Source organism: Streptomyces sp. YS415, from assembly GCF_023544665.1.
Lineage (GTDB): Bacteria > Actinomycetota > Actinomycetes > Streptomycetales > Streptomycetaceae > Streptomyces.
The window spans coordinates 1-17,037 of record NZ_JAMJFL010000050.1 but is presented as its reverse complement, the minus strand read 5'-3'; the positions used below and the strand labels follow the sequence as shown (position 1 = coordinate 17,037).

General features: G+C 72.8%; 15 protein-coding genes. 9 read left to right on the top strand and 6 right to left on the bottom strand.

What is annotated here, in order from left to right:
- Positions 1–360: 360 nt before the first annotated feature.
- The 5 genes from M8H82_RS34540 to M8H82_RS34520 all read left to right on the top strand — a co-directional run bounded on the left by M8H82_RS34540 (position 361) and on the right by M8H82_RS34520 (position 7,073).
- Positions 361–1,251, top strand: coding sequence for a xanthine dehydrogenase family protein subunit M (locus M8H82_RS34540; protein ID WP_250079375.1), 891 nt, complete (start codon positions 361–363; stop codon positions 1,249–1,251).
- Positions 1,251–1,835, top strand: a complete 585-nt coding sequence (locus tag M8H82_RS34535) for a (2Fe-2S)-binding protein (RefSeq protein WP_250079374.1) — start codon at positions 1,251–1,253, stop codon at positions 1,833–1,835. Before M8H82_RS34540 ends, M8H82_RS34535 begins: the two co-directional genes overlap by 1 nt.
- 2 nt (positions 1,836–1,837) lie before the next feature.
- Entirely contained in the window at positions 1,838–4,234 is a 2,397-nt protein-coding gene (locus M8H82_RS34530; RefSeq protein ID WP_250079371.1) for a xanthine dehydrogenase family protein molybdopterin-binding subunit, read from the top strand.
- A 186-nt stretch (positions 4,235–4,420) separates the two neighbouring features.
- Complete coding sequence (locus M8H82_RS34525; RefSeq protein WP_250079369.1) at positions 4,421–5,878, top strand: NCS2 family permease; 1,458 nt, start codon at positions 4,421–4,423, stop codon at positions 5,876–5,878.
- Positions 5,879–5,918: 40 nt separating this feature from the next.
- Entirely contained in the window at positions 5,919–7,073 is a 1,155-nt protein-coding gene (locus tag M8H82_RS34520) for an XdhC family protein (protein WP_250079367.1), read from the top strand.
- Here the strand turns inward: M8H82_RS34520 and M8H82_RS34515 are convergent.
- From M8H82_RS34515 to M8H82_RS34500, 4 genes are all read right to left on the bottom strand, one after another.
- Positions 7,025–8,338 (bottom strand): lanthionine synthetase LanC family protein, encoded by a 1,314-nt coding sequence (locus M8H82_RS34515; RefSeq protein ID WP_250079365.1) that lies wholly within the window; start codon positions 8,336–8,338, stop codon positions 7,025–7,027. The genes M8H82_RS34520 and M8H82_RS34515 overlap by 49 nt on opposite strands.
- A 23-nt stretch (positions 8,339–8,361) precedes the next feature.
- The gene (locus M8H82_RS34510) at positions 8,362–8,802 is read right to left on the bottom strand and encodes an SRPBCC family protein (RefSeq protein ID WP_250079362.1); all 441 of its coding nucleotides are present in this window, start codon (positions 8,800–8,802) and stop codon (positions 8,362–8,364) included.
- Positions 8,803–8,877: 75 nt separating this feature from the next.
- Positions 8,878–9,642: a polysaccharide deacetylase family protein gene (locus tag M8H82_RS34505; RefSeq protein WP_374211737.1), complete on the bottom strand. Its 765-nt coding sequence runs from the start codon at positions 9,640–9,642 to the stop codon at positions 8,878–8,880.
- A 75-nt stretch (positions 9,643–9,717) separates the two neighbouring features.
- The gene (locus M8H82_RS34500; protein ID WP_250079360.1) at positions 9,718–12,162 is read right to left on the bottom strand and encodes a helix-turn-helix domain-containing protein; all 2,445 of its coding nucleotides are present in this window, start codon (positions 12,160–12,162) and stop codon (positions 9,718–9,720) included.
- Positions 12,163–12,344: 182 nt separating this feature from the next.
- On the opposite strand from M8H82_RS34500, the gene M8H82_RS34495 reads away from it, so the two are divergent.
- The 3 genes from M8H82_RS34495 to M8H82_RS34485 are packed head-to-tail and all read left to right on the top strand — an operon-like array spanning position 12,345 to position 14,250.
- On the top strand, positions 12,345–12,794 hold the full coding sequence (locus M8H82_RS34495) for a carboxymuconolactone decarboxylase family protein (protein WP_250079358.1): 450 nt from the start codon (positions 12,345–12,347) through the stop codon (positions 12,792–12,794).
- Positions 12,795–12,817: 23 nt separating this feature from the next.
- Complete coding sequence (locus M8H82_RS34490) at positions 12,818–13,291, top strand: iron chaperone (protein ID WP_250079356.1); 474 nt, start codon at positions 12,818–12,820, stop codon at positions 13,289–13,291.
- Between the two features lie 41 nt (positions 13,292–13,332).
- On the top strand, positions 13,333–14,250 hold the full coding sequence (locus M8H82_RS34485) for an aminoglycoside phosphotransferase family protein (protein WP_250079354.1): 918 nt from the start codon (positions 13,333–13,335) through the stop codon (positions 14,248–14,250).
- A gap of 16 nt (positions 14,251–14,266) precedes the next feature.
- Here the strand turns inward: M8H82_RS34485 and M8H82_RS34480 are convergent, their stop codons facing one another.
- Both M8H82_RS34480 and M8H82_RS34475 read right to left on the bottom strand, forming a co-directional pair.
- Entirely contained in the window at positions 14,267–14,578 is a 312-nt protein-coding gene (locus M8H82_RS34480; protein WP_250079353.1) for a hypothetical protein, read from the bottom strand.
- Between the two features lie 122 nt (positions 14,579–14,700).
- Positions 14,701–15,831 carry a magnesium and cobalt transport protein CorA gene (locus M8H82_RS34475; protein ID WP_250079351.1) on the bottom strand — a complete coding sequence of 377 codons (1,131 nt, stop codon included), beginning with the start codon at positions 15,829–15,831 and terminating at the stop codon, positions 14,701–14,703.
- A gap of 115 nt (positions 15,832–15,946) precedes the next feature.
- On the opposite strand from M8H82_RS34475, the gene M8H82_RS34470 reads away from it, so the two are divergent.
- Positions 15,947–17,037: winged helix DNA-binding domain-containing protein (locus M8H82_RS34470; RefSeq protein WP_250079348.1), on the top strand; the 1,091-nt coding region annotated here is incomplete at its 3' end.

Here is a 17,037-nt window from a genome sequence, read left to right as displayed (position 1 = left end):
AAATCTACGATGGATCTGGGTGGAGGGGTGAGGTTCGGGCCCGTCCGGCGGGCCGGTGGGTGACACGCACCGGGTCGGGGGTCACGATTCGGCTGTGTCCCAGGTCACGTGGTGTGCGCCGCACGTTTCCAGAGGAAAACCAGGAGGTTGCTGATGACCTCCGTTCATACGAATCTACAAGATGACCTACCTGGCCAGCCAACTCCTTCATGGTTTCCGTGACTGACCCCGGTGGAGGACGGGGCGGTGTACTGACACCACTCCGCGTTAACAGCACGTGAACGAGCCGCGCCCGCCGCACACGGATTGGCTCAATCTGTACGACTTCCAAGAGCACTGAGACGAAGAAGAGAGCCGGTCATGGACTTCCTTCGCCCCGCCAGCTGGGAGGAGGCGCTCGCCGCGAAGGCAGAGCACCCCACCGCTGTGCCGATTGCGGGTGGCACCGATGTGATGGTCGAGATCAACTTCGACCACCGCCGGCCCGAGTACCTCCTCGACCTCAATCGCGTCGGCGACCTCTACGAGTGGGAGGTCGGCGAGGAGAGCGTACGGCTCGGCGCCTCCGTCCCCTACACGAGGATCATGGAGAACCTCCGCGCCGAGCTGCCGGGTCTCGCCCTCGCCTCGCACACGGTCGCCTCCCCGCAGATCCGCAACCGCGGCGGCGTCGGCGGCAACCTCGGCACCGCCTCCCCGGCCGGCGACGCCCACCCCGCGCTCCTCGCGGCGGGCGCCGAGGTCGAGGTGGAGTCGGTGCGCGGAAGCCGCCGCATCCCCATCGACGCGTTCTACACCGGCGTGAAGCGCAACGCGCTCGCGCCCGACGAGCTGATCCGCGCGGTGCACATCCGGAAGGCCGACGGGCCCCAGCAGTACTCCAAGGTGGGCACCCGCAACGCCATGGTCATCGCGGTGTGCGCCTTCGGGCTCGCGCTGCACCCGGCGACGCGGACCGTCCGGACCGGCATCGGCTCGGCCGCCCCCACACCCGTGCGGGCCAAGGCCGCCGAGGAATTCCTGAACGCCGCGCTGGACGAGGGCGGCTTCTGGGACAACGGCAAGATCATCACCCCGTCGGTCGCCAAGCAGTTCGCGGACCTGTGCGCCGCCGCCTGCAACCCCATCGACGACGTCCGGGGCACGGCGAGCTACCGCCGCCACGCGGTCGGCATCATGGCCCGCCGCACGCTGACCTGGACCTGGGAGTCCTACCGCGGCACCGCCGCCCGCACGGAGGGAGTCGCCTGATGCGTGTCAACTTCACTGTCAACGGACGTCCGCAGGAAGCCGACGACGTGTGGGAGGGCGAGTCCCTGCTCTACGTCCTGCGCGAGCGGCTGGGCCTGCCCGGTTCCAAGAACGCCTGCGAGCAGGGCGAGTGCGGCTCCTGCACGGTCCGCCTGGACGGCGCCCCGGTGTGTGCCTGTCTGGTCGCCGCCGGTCAGGTCGAGGGCCGGGAGGTGGTGACCGTCGAAGGGCTCGCGGACTTCGCCAAGCAGCGCGCCGAGCACGGCGGTTGCGCCACCGGCGCCTGCGGCACCTCGGCCGACGAGGCCAAGGGCTGGCGGGCCAAGGGCCAGGACTCGCACACCGGCGAGGGCACCGAACTCTCCCCGATCCAGCAGGCGTTCATCGACGCCGGCGCCGTCCAGTGCGGCTTCTGCACGCCGGGCCTGCTGGTCGCGGCCGACGAGATGCTGGAGCGCAACCCCAGCCCGAGCGACGCGGACATCCGTGAGGCGCTCTCGGGCAACCTGTGCCGCTGCACGGGCTACGAGAAGATCATGGACGCGGTCCGCCTCGCGGCCGCCCGGCAGGGAGAGGCGGTCTGACGATGCCCAGCAACGGCGCTCCCCTTGGTGCTCCCACCAAGGTCACCCAGGGCTCCCCGACCAAGGGCGGCATCGGCGAGTCCACGCTCCGCCCGGACGGCACCCTCAAGGTCACCGGAGAGTTCGCGTACTCCTCCGACATGTGGCACGAGGACATGCTCTGGGGCCAGATCCTGCGCTCCCCGGTCGCCCACGCCGAGATCGTGTCCATCGACACCAGCCAGGCCCTCGCCACGCCCGGCGTCTACGCCGTCCTGACCTACGACGACCTGCCGACCGACGTGAAGAACTACGGCCTGGAGATCCAGGACACCCCGGTTCTCGCCCACGGCAAGGTGCGCCACCACGGCGAGCCGGTGGCGATCGTCGCCGCCGACCACCCGGAGACCGCGCGCCGCGCCGCCGCGAAGATCCACGTCGAGTACCGCGACCTGCCGGTCATCACCGACGAGGCCTCCGCGACCGCGCCGGACGCGATCCTGGTCCACGAGGGCCGCGACGACCACCACAGCGGCCATGTCCCGCACCCGAACATCGTGCACCGCCAGCCGATCGTCCGCGGCAACGCCGACGAGGCCGCGAAGCGGGCCGACGTCATCGTCCGGGGCGAGTACACCTTCGGCATGCAGGACCAGGCCTTCCTCGGCCCGGAGTCCGGGCTCGCGGTGCCGGAGGAGGACGGCGGCGTCCACCTCTACATCGCCACCCAGTGGCTCCACTCCGACCTGCGCCAGATCGCGCCCGTGCTCGGCCTGCCCGAGGAGAAGGTGCGGATGACGCTGGCGGGCGTGGGCGGCGCGTTCGGCGGGCGCGAGGACCTGTCGATGCAGATCCACGCCTGTCTGCTGGCGCTGCGCACCGGCAAGCCCGTCAAGATCGTCTACAACCGCTTCGAGTCCTTCTTCGGGCACGTCCACCGCCACCCGGCGAAGCTCACCTACGAGCACGGCGCCACCAGGGACGGCAAGCTGACGCACATGAAGTGCCGGATCGTCCTGGACGGCGGCGCCTACGCGTCGGCCTCCCCGGCGGTCGTCGGCAACGCCTCCTCCCTGTCCGTCGGCCCGTACGTGATCGACGACGTGGACATCGAGGCCGTCGCCCTCTACACCAACAACCCGCCCTGCGGCGCCATGCGCGGCTTCGGCGCGGTCCAGGCGTGCTTCGCCTACGAGGCGCAGATGGACAAGCTGGCCGCGGAGCTGGGTATGGACCCGGTGGAGTTCCGGCAGCTCAACGCCATGGAGCAGGGCACGCTCATGCCCACCGGACAGCCGGTCGACTCGCCGGCCCCGGTTGCCGAACTGCTGCGCCGCGTCAAGGCGATGCCCATGCCGCCGGAGCGCCAGTGGGAGTCCAGCGAGGGCGCGGACGTACGGCAGCTGCCGGGCGGTCTGTCCAACACCACGCACGGCGAGGGCGTCGTCCGCGGGGTCGGCTACGCGGTCGGCATCAAGAACGTCGGCTTCTCCGAGGGCTTCGACGACTACTCCACCGCCAAGGTGCGCATGGAGGTCGTCGGCAGCGAGCCGGTCGCCACCGTGCACACCGCGATGGCGGAGGTCGGCCAGGGCGGCGTCACCGTCCACGCGCAGATCGCCCGCACCGAGCTGGGCGTCGCCCAGGTCACCATCCACCCCGCCGACACCCAGGTGGGCAGCGCCGGTTCGACCTCCGCGTCGCGCCAGACGTACGTCACCGGCGGCGCCGTGAAGAACTCCTGCGAGCTCGTCCGCGAGAAGGTCCTGGAGATCGGGCGCCGCAAGTTCGGCTCCTACCACCCCGCCTGGGCCACCGCGGAGCTGCTGCTGGAGGGCGGCAAGGTCGTCACCGACGGCGGCGAGGTCCTCGCCGATCTGGTGGACGTCCTCGAAGGGGAGTCCGTCGAGGTGGAGGCCGAGTGGCGGCACCGCCCGACCGAGCCCTTCGACCTGCGCACCGGCCAGGGCAACGGCCATGTCCAGTACTCCTTCGCCGCGCACCGCGCGGTGGTCGAGGTGGACACCGAGCTCGGCCTGGTCAAGGTGATCGAGCTGGCCTGCGCCCAGGACGTCGGCAAGGCCCTCAACCCGCTGTCCGTCCTCGGTCAGATCCAGGGCGGCACGCTGCAGGGCATGGGCGTCGCGGTGATGGAGGAGATCGTCGTCGATCCCGTGACCGCGAAGGTCCGCAACCCCTCCTTCACGGACTACCTGCTCCCCACGATTCTCGACACGCCGATCATCCCGGTCGACGTGCTCGAACTCGCCGACGACCACGCCCCGTACGGGCTGCGCGGCATCGGCGAGGCCCCCACCCTGTCGTCCACGCCGGCCGTGCTCGCGGCCATCCGCGCGGCGACCGGGCTGGAGCTCAACCGCACGCCGGTCCGTCCGGAGCACCTCACCGGTACGGCGTAGGCACACGCCGCAAGTCTCTCCGGGCGGCGCCGGGAACGTCACACTTCGCCGCGCCGCCCGGAGTACCCAGATCGTTCGTCTCGGGCCGTCCCCCGGGTCGTGCGGCCGAAGCACCTTCCCAAATCCCGCAGCCGCAGGAGCGGTTGTCGATGCGGGTGCCCCTTTGAACCTTGGGAGTAGGCCCACATGACCCAGCAGTCACTGGAGCCGAAGACCGTTGCCGACGACGCGGGTGAAGGCACCCTCGTCCCGGCCGGACGGTCTTGGCTCGACCGGTACTTTCACATATCCAGGAGAGGCTCCTCGGTCGCGCGTGAAGTGCGCGGCGGCGTCACGACCTTCATGGCGATGGCGTACATCCTGCTGCTCAACCCCCTGATCCTGTCCGGCAAGGACGCGGCGGGGAACACCCTCGGGCAGCAGGCCCTGATCACCGCCACCGCGTTCGCGGCGGCCCTCACCACGCTGCTGATGGGCTTCTTCGGCAAGGTGCCGCTGGCCCTGGCCGCCGGCCTCTCCGTCTCCGGCGTCCTCGCCTCGCAGGTCGCCCCGCAGATGACCTGGCCGCAGGCCATGGGAATGTGCGTGATGTACGGCGTGATCATCATGCTGCTGGTCGTCACCGGCCTGCGCGAGATGATCATGAACGCGATCCCGCTGGCGCTCAAGCACGCGATCACCATGGGCATCGGCCTGTTCGTCGCCCTGATCGGCTTCTACAAGGCCGGCTTCGTGCACCAGGGCGAGGCGACCCCGGTCGCCCTCGGCCCGACCGGCGAACTGGCCGGCTGGCCCGTCCTGCTGTTCGCCGTCACCCTGCTCGGCATCTTCATGCTCCAGGCCCGGGGCATCCCCGGCGCGATCCTGATCGGCATCGTCGGCGGCACGCTCCTCGCCGTCGTCCTCAACGCGTTCGACGTCATCGACCCCAAGCAGTGGGCGAGCGGCGCTCCCGAACTGCACGGCAGCGCGGTCTCCATGCCGGACTTCTCCATCTTCGGTGACGTCGAGTTCGGCGGCTGGGGCGAGGTCGGCGCGATGACGGTCGGCATGATCGTCTTCACGCTGGTGCTCGCCGGGTTCTTCGACGCGATGGCCACCATCATCGGCGTCGGCACCGAGGCCAAGCTCGCCGACGACAAGGGCCGGATGCCGGGCCTGTCCAAGGCGCTGTTCATCGACGGCGCGGGCGGCGCGATCGGCGGCGTCTCCGGCGCCTCCGGCCAGACCGTCTTCGTGGAGTCGGCGACCGGCGTCGGCGAGGGCGCCCGCACGGGCCTGTCCTCGGTCGTCACCGGCCTGTTCTTCGCGGCGTGTCTCTTCTTCACCCCGCTCACGGCGATCGTGCCCGGGGAGGTCGCCGCCGCCGCCCTGGTCGTCATCGGCGCCATGATGATGATGAACGCCCGGCACGTGGACTGGAGCGACCGCGCCACCGCCATCCCGGTCTTCCTGACCGTCGTGATCATGCCGTTCACCTACTCCATCACCGCGGGTGTCGCCGCCGGCGTCATCTCGTACGTCGCGATCAAGACCGCCCAGGGCAAGGTCCGCGAGATCGGGGTGTTCATGTGGGCCCTGACGGTGATCTTCCTGGTGTTCTTCGCCCTCAACCCGATCGAGAGCTGGCTCGGCGTCCACTAGCCGGCAGCCCTGCACACCACCGCCCCAAGGAGACCGAGAGATGCTGGACATCGCCGAAGAACTGCACCGGTGGGTCGAGCAGGGACGTGACTTCGCCGTGGCCACCGTGGTCGCGGTCGGAGGCAGCGCCCCCCGCCAGCCCGGCGCCGCGCTCGCGGTGGACACCGACGGCACGGCGATCGGCTCGGTCTCCGGCGGCTGCGTGGAGGGCGCCGTCTACGAACTGTGCCGGCAGGCCCTCCAGGACGGCGACACCGTCCTGGAGCGCTTCGGCTACAGCGACGAGGACGCCTTCGCCGTGGGCCTGACCTGCGGCGGCGTCATCGACATCCTGGTCACCCCGGTGCGGGCCGCCGATCCGGCCCGCCCGGTGCTCGGCGCGGCGCTGGCCGCCGCCGCCCGCGGTGAGGCGGCGGCCGTGGCACGGATCGTGTCGGGCCCCGCCGAACTGATGGGCCGGGCCCTGCTCGTCCGGCCCGGCGGCGACTCGCCGCGGGGCGGCTTCGGCGCCCATCCCGAGCTGGACCGCACCGTCGCCGCCGAGGCGGCCGCCCACCTGGACGCCGGCCGCACCGGCACCCTGGAGATCGGGGAGCAGGGCTCCCGTTGCGGAGCACCGCTCACGGTGCTGGTGGAGTCCTCGGTCCCGCCGCCCCGGATGATCGTCTTCGGGGCGATCGACTTCGCCTCCGCGCTGGTGCGGATCGGCAAGTTCCTCGGCTACCACGTCACGGTGTGCGACGCCCGGCCCGTCTTCGCGACCCGCGCCCGCTTCCCCGAGGCCGACGAGATCGTCGTCGAGTGGCCGCACCAGTACCTGGAACGCACCCGCGTCGACGCGCGCACGGTCCTGTGCGTGCTCACCCACGACGCCAAGTTCGACGTACCCCTGCTCCGGCTCGCCCTGCGCCTGCCGGTCGCCTACGTCGGCGCGATGGGCTCGCGCCGCACCCACCTGGAACGCAACGAGCGGCTGCGCGACGTCGGCGTCACCGAACTGGAACTGGCCCGGCTGCGGTCCCCGATCGGCCTCGACCTCGGCGCCCGTACGCCCGAGGAGACCGCACTGTCGATCGCCGCCGAGATCGTCGCGAACCGGCGCGGCGGCAGCGGGGCCTCACTGACCGGCGCCCACACGCCCATCCATCACGACACGGCCCCGGCCCCCGCCGGACGCATCGGCTCGGTGGCCTGAGCCCGGTCCCGGAGGACGGCCGACTGGTCCGGCCAGGCGAACGCGTAGTCCGGGGCACCGCCCCGGCTCAGCCGTACCCAGCGCAGCAGTTCACGCGCGATGCCCGCGGTGCCCATCGCCCAGCCGGTCTCCGGCTCCAGCGCGCTCGGGGTGGCCCGGTGCTCGGTGTTCGACCAGTGGGCGCCGTCCGCGTCCCGGGTCGCGCGGGCGGCGAGATCCGCGACCAGGATCCCGGCGAACTCCGGGGCGTCGCCCCGCTCGGCGATCCGGTCGCAGGCCAGCGCCAGGACCCCGGCGGTGCCGCAGCAGCGGCCGTTGTTGTCCCAGAAACCGGGACTCGTCCGCGCGGGCAGCCCCGAGCCGGTGACGGAGTGCCAGCAGCGGTCGGCCAGCGCCGACCAGGCGGAGTCGTCGAAGGCGTCCCGCAGCAGCCGGAACGCCTGGGCGTCCCCGGCCGGACCGTGGCACCAGCCGTAGGCGTACCGGGCCGCCCGGTCCCCGCCGTGCGGCGGGTCGGAGTGCGGGACCAGGAAGCCGTCGGGGCCCGCCTCGTCCCGGGAGACGACGTCCGCGACCCCCGCCAGCGCCAGGTCGACGAGGTCCGCGCGGCCGGCTGCGACGCCGATCACGGCCGGTGCGAGGGCGATGCCGAGCGTGCCGTGCGAGATGTGGTGCATCCGCCCCGGCACGCCGGGCCGGAACGCCCACCGCACACCGGCCGCGGTCCGCTCCGCCGTGCCGAGGTACGGCTCCACGGCCCGCACGGCGAACTCCGGGTCCCCGAGCGCCAGCGCGCCGAGGGCGATCCCGGCGTTGCCGCCCATCAGCTCGAACAGCTCGCCCCAGCGCGTCCCGTCGAAGCGGGCCCGGACCTGCGCCATGGCCCGGTCCGCGGCGTCGGCGGCGGCACGGTCGCCCAGCTCGTCGGCGACGGCCCGCAGCGCGAGCGCCATCCCGGTGAGCCCGAAGTACAGGGAGCAGTCCTCGGTCTCCTCGACGGCCGCGGCCAGTCCCCGGGCGGCGCGCAGGGCGGCGTCGGCACAGGCGTCGTCGCCGAAGTGCCGCCAGGCTTCCAGCAGGACGGGGACGATGCCGGCGGTGCCGTTGTAGAACATCGGGTCCGGTGCCTCGTCGGAGGGACGCACCGGCCAGCCGAGGCCGCCGTCGCCCACCTCCCGCGCCTGGGCGAGGAGCCCGCGCAGCGCGTCCGCCACGAGCTCCTCCACCTCGTCAACTGCCGGTCCCGCGGCTCTGTTTGAGATCATGGCCCCAGTCTGTCAGGCAGGTCTCAGGCGCCGCGCAGCAGGCGGTTCGCGGCCCGCCCGAACATCCACCGCCCCGCCGCCCGCAGCGGCCGGTCGAAGAGCCCGGGAAGCAGCCGGACCCGCAACTCCTCGCGCCACACCACCCGCGCCCGCCCGCCGGGGCCCGGGCGCACCTCGATCTCCGCCCAGCCCAGCACCACCCGGCCCCGCTTCTCCAGTCGGCACAGCCCGGGCACGTCCTCGGCCGGCGGCCGCCACACGGTGACCTCCATCCGGTCGTCGACGGCGAGCGGGCCGAGGCCTGAACGCGCCACGAACACCGTGCCCTGCCGGTTCGGGCCGGGCGTGACCACGGTGACGCGGGTCAGCGGGACCACCTCCCCGTGGCGGGGCCACTCGGTGAGGCGGCGCCAGGCCTCGTCGAGGGACAGCGGCGCCGTGCGTTCGAGCTCGAAGTTGACCACCGCCTGATGTTAGACAACGGGCCTGATCAACGGCGTGCTCGTATACGGCGCGCCCGCGCTCCGGGGGCCGGTGGGTCAGCGGTAGACCTTGCCGGGCTCGGCCTTGCCCGGCGCCAGCAGCTGCGGCACGGTCACAAACACGTACCCCTGCTTCTTGAGGTCCTTGATGATTCCGGGCACCGCGGGCACCGTGCCGGCGTAGATGTCGTGCAGCAGGATGATCCCGTCCCGGTCCGACTGATCGAGGACCCGCTCACGGATCAGGGCCGAGTCGTTGGTCTTGTAGTCCTTCGCGGTCACGCTCCACAGCACTTCCGCGAGCCCCAGCTCCCGGCAGATCTCGTGCACGGTGTCGTCCGTGCGGCCCTGGGGCGGGCGCATCAGGGCCGGGCGGTGCCCGGTCAGGCGCTCTATCTCCTCGTTCGGGCGCTCCAACTCCTCGCGTATCTCGTCCGGTTCAAGGTCGGTGAGGATCCGGTGGGTCCAGGTGTGGCTGGCCACCTCGTGCCCCTCCGCGGCCATCCGCCGCACCAGCTGCGGGTACTTCTCGATGTGCCGCTTGCCGAGCAGGAAGAAGGTCGCGGGGACCTGCTCCTCCTCCAGGATGTCCAGCAGCCGGGGCGAGTTCTCGCTGGGCCCGGCGTCGAAGGTCAGCGCGATGCACTTGACCTTCTCGCAGTCGACGGTGCCGGCCCGGGCGGCGGTGGCGCCGGCCCGGACGTCGGCCGGTGAGACGGTCTCGAGACGTGTGCAGCCGGTCAGCGTGACGACGGCGGACATCATCGTGGCGGCGAGGAACGCGGCCCCCGTTTTCTTCATCTTCTTGGTCGGAGAAGGCATGCCGAGACTATACGTCGCGTGTATACACGTGATGTATAGTCGTTCCGCGATGCCCGCGCACGGGCGGAGGGGGCCTCAGCGGGTCCCGACGGCCTGCTGTGCCAGGAGTGTCCGGCTCGCCTCCCGGTGCTCGGCCGCGGCGGCCGGATCGGTCGCGTCGAGAACGGCTGCGATGCCCTCGTGGGCCAGGGCCTCCTGATGGCGGTTGCCCAGCCTCGGGCCCAGCTCCAGGGCCTGCCGGTGCAGGCTCAGGGCCTCTTCGTCCAGCCCGGCCAGACGGCACGTCTCGGCGTACCCGTTGAGGAAATGGATCTTCCAGTGCTCCTCGAACAGCTCGTCGAGGAGCGCGAACGCCGCCCGGTGGCCGGCCAGCGCCTCGTCGTACCGGCCCATCTGGCGCAGGGCCACACCCAGGCAGTTCAGACACCAGGCCTGGTTGTGCAGATGGCCGTCCTCGCGCGCCGACTCCAGCGCCCGTTGCAGCTGCCCCGCCGCCTCCTGCGGGGCCTCCCGGGCCAGGGCCACCCCCAGGGTGATCCGGGCGGTCAGCGCGGGCGGCCACGCCGGGTCGGTGTGCGGGACGCCGAGCACCTCCCGGGCCAGCCGCGCCGCCTGTTCGCGATGCCCCAGCTGCAGCAGGGCCCAGGCCTCCGCGGCGGCGGCGTGCGCGGCACCCTCGGGGCAGCCGGCGTCGGCGTACGACGTCGCCGCCCGCCGGAACAGCTCCAGCGGCTCCTCGACCTGCCCGGCGTCCCAGGCGAGATAGCCGCGGCGCAGCGTCAGTTCCGCCTCCGCCCGGGCGTCCCCCGCCTCGGCCACCCGCAGCGCGGCCGCCTCGTACGCCTCGCACGCCTCCGCCGTCCGGCCCGCGTTGTGGCGCGCGAAGCCCAGATCGCTGTACGCCTCCGCCAGCCGCAGCGGATCGCCCAGCCGCTCGGCGGCGGCCAGCGACCGCTCGAAGAGGACGTTGAGGTGGGTCGTGCCGCAGCGCCGAGCGAAGTACGCCCGCAAGAAGCGCGGCAGCTCGCACACATGGACGTCCAGCCCGACGGCCGCCGCCGTCTCGAACGCGGCGATCAGGTTGCCGTACTCCGCGACGAGCCAGCCCATGGCCGCGTTCTTGTCCGCGAACCGGGGCAGTTCCGCCGGGGCCGGGCCCGCCGCGACCGGGCGGGCGGGGGACACGAACGGCATCGCGGCATCGGCGGCGGCCGCCGCGTGGACGTAGTAGTCCAGCACCCGCACCAGGGCGCGTTCCCGCTCGGCCGCCGGGTCCTGCTGCGCCGAGGCGCGGCGCGCGTGCTGGTGCACCAGGTCGTGCAGGCGGTAGCCGCCCGGCACCGGCTGCTGGACCAGATGCGCGTCGACCAGGTCCTCCAGCATCGCCCGCGCGGTGCGCACCGGGACGTCCGCCAGCGCGGCCACCAGGTACTCGTCGAAGGACGCCCCGGGCAGCAGCCCCAGCATCCGGAACAGCCGGGCGTGCGGCCGCTCCAACTGCCGTACGGACATGGCGAGCGCGGTGTCGAACTCGTCCGTGCCCTCGGCCAGCCGCTCGACCAGGATGCCCACGGTCCAGCCCGGCCGGTGCCGCAGCCGGGCCCCGGCCAGCCGCAGGGCCAGCGGCAGCCGGCCGCACAGCCGCAGCACCTCGGCGGCGGACTCCGGGTCACGGCCCAGCCTGCTGTCGGGGCCGCCCGGGTCGCCGCCCGCCCGGGCCAGCAGTTCCAGGCTCTCCTCGGCACTGAGCACATCGAGCGAGACCGGGGGAACCTCGTCCAGGCCGAGCAGCCGGTTGCGGCTGGTGATCAGGGCGACGGACTCCCCGGCGCCCGGCAGCAGCGGACGGACCTGCTCGGCGTCGGCGGCGTTGTCGAGGACCACGACGGCGCGCCGCCCGGCCAGCTCCGCCCGCCAGCAGGCGGCCAGTTGCTCCAGCCCCTGCTGCGGGACCCGCTCGGAGGGGACGTCCAGCGCGCCGAGCAGCATCCGCAGCGCCGAGTCCGGGTCGAGCGGGGGCCGGCCCTCGGTGAACCCGTGCAGGTCGACATAGAGCTGGGCGTCCGGGAAGCGGGCGGCCAGCCGGTGCGCCGCGTGCACCGCGAGCGAGGACTTGCCGACGCCCGCCATGCCGTCGACGGAGACCGCCCGGTGGCTGTCCACCCCCGCGAGCACGGCGGCCAGCGCCTCCTCGCGCCCGGTGAAGTCGGGGACGTCGCGCGGCAGTGTGTTGCGCGGCTCGGGCCGGACCTGACGGCTGCTCATGGGCGGTGCCGGCAGCGGCTGGGAGGCCCGCTCCCACAGCGCGCGCAGCGGCCGCGGGTCGCGTTTGACGAGCCGGCACAGGGCGACGACCGCGGGCCAGGGCGGCGGTGTACGGCCGTTGAGGTACCGCGACAGCGACGACGAGCTCAGTCCGGTGTCGCGCGCGAGCGCCCGGACGCCGAGCCCGGAGAGCTCCTGGAGCAGGCGCAGCCGGGCCGCCAGCTCCTCCTGCGGATCCGCCTTGGACACGTCCATCGCTGTTCCCCCGTCTGTCCGTCCCACCCTGCGCGAAGTCTTCCCAGCCCGTTCGCCGCAGGTCAAGCCCCGTTTCACTGTCCCACGGTGTCCCACCGCCATGGCCCGGCGGCGCGAGCCGGGCTGTCATGGAGTCACGCCCCGAGGAACGGGGCACCGAACCGGCAGCGAAGGAGAGCCAGATGCGGTCCCGCATGCGGAACCCGGCCGTCGTCCTGTCCGGCGCGGCCGGCCCCCTCCAGGAGCTCCTGACGGCCGTGCGCTCCGCCGGGGTGGACCCCCGGACGCTGGAGCTGGTGGGCCTGAGGATCAGCCAGATCAACGGGTGCGCGGCCGGCGTCGACGACGGCACCCGGACGGCCCGCGCGGCCGGAGTGAGCGACGAACGGCTGCTCACCCTCACCGCCTGGCGGGACACCCCGCACTTCACCCCGGCGCAGCGGGCGGCCCTGGAACTGGCCGAGTCCGCCACCCGGCTGGCCGACCGCCCCGACGCGGTCAGCGACGAGGTGTGGGACCGGGCCGCCACCCACTACGACGAGACACAGCTCGCCGCGCTGGTCCTGCTGACCGGCGTCACCAACCTGCTCAACCGGCTCGGCGCCACCACCCGCCAGAGCTCCACCCCCTGACGAACCCCCGGAAGGAAACCGACATGACGAAGACGCAGCAGTCCACGAAGAACTCCGAGAACACCGCGTCCGAGCAGTGGACGGACGAGGAGCGCGCCGCGATGAAGGAGCGCGCCAAGGAGGTCAAGGCGTCCGCCCGCCGCGGAACGAAGGCCGACAAGGCCGCCCAGGACGAGGCCGCCGTCCTCGCGAAGATCGCCGAGATGCAGGACTCGGACCGGGTCATGGCCGAGCGCATCCACGCCGTCGTCAGGGCGAGCGCCCCGGAACTGGCGCCGAAGCTCTGGTACGGCATGCCCGCCTACGCCAGGGACGGCAAGGTCGTCTGCTTCTTCCAGAGCGCGCAGAAGTTCAACGCCCGGTACGCCACCTTCGGTTTCAACGACACCGCGCGCCTCGACGAGGACACCATGTGGCCGACCGCCTTCGCCCTGACCGGGCTCACGGCGGCGGACGAGGCGCGGATCGGGGAGCTGGTGGCGAGGGCCGTCAAGTAGCCCTCGGGGGCGCGCACCACGGTCGACTACCGTGGATCCGCATGACCCACACCGATATCGAGATCACCGCGGAGCTGATCCGGGACCTGCTGCGCGCGCAGCACCCCGATCTGGCCGGCCTGCCTGTGGAGCTCGGAGCACGGGGCTGGGACAACCAACTGTGGCGGCTCGGCGACGACCTCGCCGTCCGGTTGCCCTGGGCGACCCGGTCAGCGGACGCGCTGTTGCGCAAGGAGCACGCGTGGCTGCCCGTCCTCGCCCCGGAGCTGCCGCTGCCGGTCCCCGTGCCGCAGCGGTTCGGCGAGCCCTCCGAGCGGTTCCCGCGGCCCTGGACCGTCACCACCTGGGTACCGGGCGCGCCCGCCGACCGGGCCCCCGCCGTGCGCGGCGCGGAGGCGGCCGACTCGCTGGCCGCCTTCCTGACGGCCCTGCACCGGCCCGCCCCCGAAGGGGCGCCCGCCGGCCGCGACCGCGGGGGCCCGCTCGCCGACTACGCCGAACCGTTCGCCCGGGGCCTCGCCTCGGCGACCGACCTGGGGCTGCTGCCCGACCCGGACGCCGTCCGCGCGGTCTGGGAGGACGCCGTCACCGCGCCCGGGTGGACGGGCCCGCCACTGTGGCTCCACGGCGACCTGCACCCGGCCAACGTCCTCACCGCGGACGGCACGTTCTGCGGCGTGATCGACTTCGGCGACCTCTTCGCGGGCGACCCGGCCTGCGACCTCGCCGCCGCGTGGACCCTGCTGCCGGACGGCGCCGTCGACCGCTTCCACGCCGCCTACCGGCCCACCGCGGACCCCGCGACACGACGCCGTGCGCGCGGCTGGGCGGTGCTGAAGGCGTTCGCCTGCCTCTTCATCGCGGAGGCGGGCGTCCACGGCCGGCCGGGCGGCAAGCCCACCTGGGGCCCGCCGGCCCGGGCCGCGCTGCGCCGCCTCACCTCGACCGTCCAGGGCTGAAGGTCCCCGGGAGCCGTCAACCGGTGGCCCCGGCGACCCAGCGCAGGACGGCCGTCGTCACCTCGTCGCCGAGGGTGCTGATGGTGTCGACGGCGTGCTGGTCGCCGGGGGCCGGTGCGATGCCGCGGACGGTGAGCGCGGCGTACAGGTCCAGGCGCCGGTGGTCGGCCGCGCTGAGCGGGAAGCTCAGGCGCTGGGCCGGGTCGGGGGGCGGCAGCGGGTAGTCGCCGCCGGGCTGCCCGGTGCCGAAGTCGTAAGGGGAGGCGTACTGGTCGCACATGGGCCAGACCTCGTGGGCCGGGACGAGTGTGTCGCCGTAGGAACTCACCGCTGATCTCCCTCGCTCGGGGTGTCCGTCACCCGGTGAAGTCGCGGGGCGGGGGCCTGCGGTTGCGGCACCGGGCGACGATCCCCCGAATGCCGCAACGCGCCCGCGCCCGGCCCGAGCGGTCAGAGCCAGTCCCGCCGCTTGAAGACGACGTACAGGCTGGTGCACACCACTCCCATCAGGGCGATGGCGAAGGGATACCCGAACAGCCAGTGCAGCTCCGGCATGTGGTCGAAGTTCATGCCGTAGATCGTCCCGACCAGCGTCGGCGCGAACAGGATCGCCGCCCACGACGAGATCTTCTTGATCTCCTCGTTCTGCTCGAACCCCGCCTCCGCCAGCGCCCGCATCTCCGCGTTCTGCTGCTGGGTGACCAGGGTCGCGTTCACCGTGAGGATCTCGGTCAGGGCCTGGCGGAAGCCGTCCACGCGCTCGCTGGTGTGCGTGACGTGGTCGGCGACGTCCCGCAGATACGTCTGCAGGTCCTCGTCCGTGCCGTACTTCGCGAAGCCCGCCATCAGACCGTGCAGCATGCCGACCAGGGGGCGGGTGGCGCGCTGGAACTCGACCATCTCGCGGGAGAGTTCGTAGATGCGGCGGGAGACCTCCGGGTCGCCGCGGAAGACCTCCGTCTCGATCTCGTCGATGTCGTTCTGCACGCCCTCGACGACCGGCGCGTACCCGTCGACCACCGCGTCGAGGATCGCGTACAGCACCGCCTCCGGACCCCGCTTCAGCAGCTCCGGCGTCTCCTCCATCCGGCGCCGGACCGCCGACAGATCGGGGGCCGCGCCATGGCGGACCGTGATCACGAAGTCGGGGCCGACGAACACGTGCAGCTCGCCGAAGTCGACCTCCTCCACCGCGTCGAGATAGCGGGCCGCGCGCAGGACGACGAAGAGCGTCTCGCCGTAGCGCTCCAGCTTCGGCCGCTGATGGGCCTCCATCGCGTCCTCGACGGCCAGCGGGTGCAGGTCGAACTCCGCGGCCAGGGAGAGCAGTTCGGACCCGGTCGGGCGGGCCAGGCCGATCCAGGCCATGCCGCAGGACTGTTCGCGCAGCTCGCGGTAGGTGTCGGCGAGCGTGGCGGGGGAGGAGACGCGCACGCCGTCCCGGTACAGGACCGCCCGGACGACGCTCGCCGGTTCCGGTTCGCGGGCGGGCGGCTCGGCCCGCTGCCGCGGGGGCCCCGGGGGACCGGACTGCGGTGTCAGGGCGCGGCGCCAGACGGACTTCCGGTTGCGCTTCGACATCGTGGCTGCCCCTCGGCCGACGCCAGTGATCTCCGAGCACGTTATACGTGGCACCGCACAGGAGATCCAGAGTTGCGGACCCGGACTGTCCGCAAGCCCCACTAACGTGCGGGTCATGACGAAGACGACGACCGCCCCGGGCCCCGTTCTCGGCACCCGCGCCCTCAACCGCGCCACCCTGGAACGGCAGTTGCTGCTGCGCCGCACCCCGATGTCCGCGCAGGCGGCGGTGGAGCACCTGGTCGGCCTCCAGGCCCAGGAGGTCAAGCCGCCGTACTACGCGCTCGCCGCCCGCCTCGACGGCTTCAAGCCCGAGGAACTCGCCGGGCTGCTGGAGCGGCGGGAGGCGGTACGGATCGTCAGCATGCGCTCGACCATCCATCTGCACACCGCCGACGACAGCCTCGCGCTGCGCCCGCTGGTGCAGCCCGCCCGGGACCGGGAGATCAACATCTTCCGCAAGGGCCTCGTCGGCGTCGACCTGGACCGGCTCGCCACCCTCGCCCGCGGCCTCGTCGAAGAGACGCCGCGCACCATGAAGCAGCTGCGCGAGGCGCTGGGCGCCGAGTGGCCGGACGCCGATCCCCAGGCGCTCGCCATCGCCGCCCGCTGCAAGCTGCCGCTGGTCCAGATCACCCCGCGGGGAGTGTGGGGGAAGAGCGCCCAGGTCCGTCTGACCACCGTCGAGCACTGGCTGGGCCGCCCCGTCGAGCCGCCCGCCTCACCGGACGCCACCGTCCTGCGCTATCTGGCCGCCTTCGGGCCCGCCTCCGTGAAGGACCTGCAGACCTGGTGCGGTCTGACCCGGATGCGCCCCGTCTTCGAGCGGCTCCGCCCGGAGCTGGTCACCTTCCGCGACGACCACGGCGTCGAACTCTTCGACCTCCCCGACGCCCCGCGCCCCGACCCCGACACCCCGGCCCCGCCCCGCTTCCTGCCCGAGTTCGACAACCTCCTGCTCTCCCACGCCGACCGCACCCGGGTGATCCCGCCCGCCAACCGGGGCCGCACCTGGCAGGTGAACACCGTCTACTGCCCGTTCCTCGTCGACGGCTTCCTCGCGGGCGTCTGGCGGATCATCGACGACGCCCTCGTCATCGAGCCCTTCGACGACCTCACCAAGGCCCAGCGCGCCGAGGTCCTGGAGGAGGGCGCGTACCTGCTCGGCGTCATGCACCCGGAGTCGTCGTACGACATCCGGTTCGG

What these genes read in the sequence shown, in the direction of transcription:
- M8H82_RS34515 (WP_250079365.1), bottom strand. Translation starts at nt 8,338, where the DNA reads ATGATCTCAAACAGAGCCGCGGGACCGGCAGTTGACGAGGTGGAGGAG.
- M8H82_RS34525 (WP_250079369.1), top strand. Translation starts at nt 4,421, where the DNA reads ATGACCCAGCAGTCACTGGAGCCGAAGACCGTTGCCGACGACGCGGGT.
- M8H82_RS34520 (WP_250079367.1), top strand. Translation starts at nt 5,919, where the DNA reads ATGCTGGACATCGCCGAAGAACTGCACCGGTGGGTCGAGCAGGGACGT.
- M8H82_RS34490 (WP_250079356.1), top strand. Translation starts at nt 12,818, where the DNA reads ATGACGAAGACGCAGCAGTCCACGAAGAACTCCGAGAACACCGCGTCC.
- M8H82_RS34505 (WP_374211737.1), bottom strand. Translation starts at nt 9,642, where the DNA reads ATGCCTTCTCCGACCAAGAAGATGAAGAAAACGGGGGCCGCGTTCCTC.
- M8H82_RS34475 (WP_250079351.1), bottom strand. Translation starts at nt 15,831, where the DNA reads ATGTCGAAGCGCAACCGGAAGTCCGTCTGGCGCCGCGCCCTGACACCG.
- M8H82_RS34535 (WP_250079374.1), top strand. Translation starts at nt 1,251, where the DNA reads ATGCGTGTCAACTTCACTGTCAACGGACGTCCGCAGGAAGCCGACGAC.
- M8H82_RS34500 (WP_250079360.1), bottom strand. Translation starts at nt 12,162, where the DNA reads ATGGACGTGTCCAAGGCGGATCCGCAGGAGGAGCTGGCGGCCCGGCTG.
- M8H82_RS34540 (WP_250079375.1), top strand. Translation starts at nt 361, where the DNA reads ATGGACTTCCTTCGCCCCGCCAGCTGGGAGGAGGCGCTCGCCGCGAAG.
- M8H82_RS34530 (WP_250079371.1), top strand. Translation starts at nt 1,838, where the DNA reads ATGCCCAGCAACGGCGCTCCCCTTGGTGCTCCCACCAAGGTCACCCAG.
- M8H82_RS34495 (WP_250079358.1), top strand. Translation starts at nt 12,345, where the DNA reads ATGCGGTCCCGCATGCGGAACCCGGCCGTCGTCCTGTCCGGCGCGGCC.
- M8H82_RS34485 (WP_250079354.1), top strand. Translation starts at nt 13,333, where the DNA reads ATGACCCACACCGATATCGAGATCACCGCGGAGCTGATCCGGGACCTG.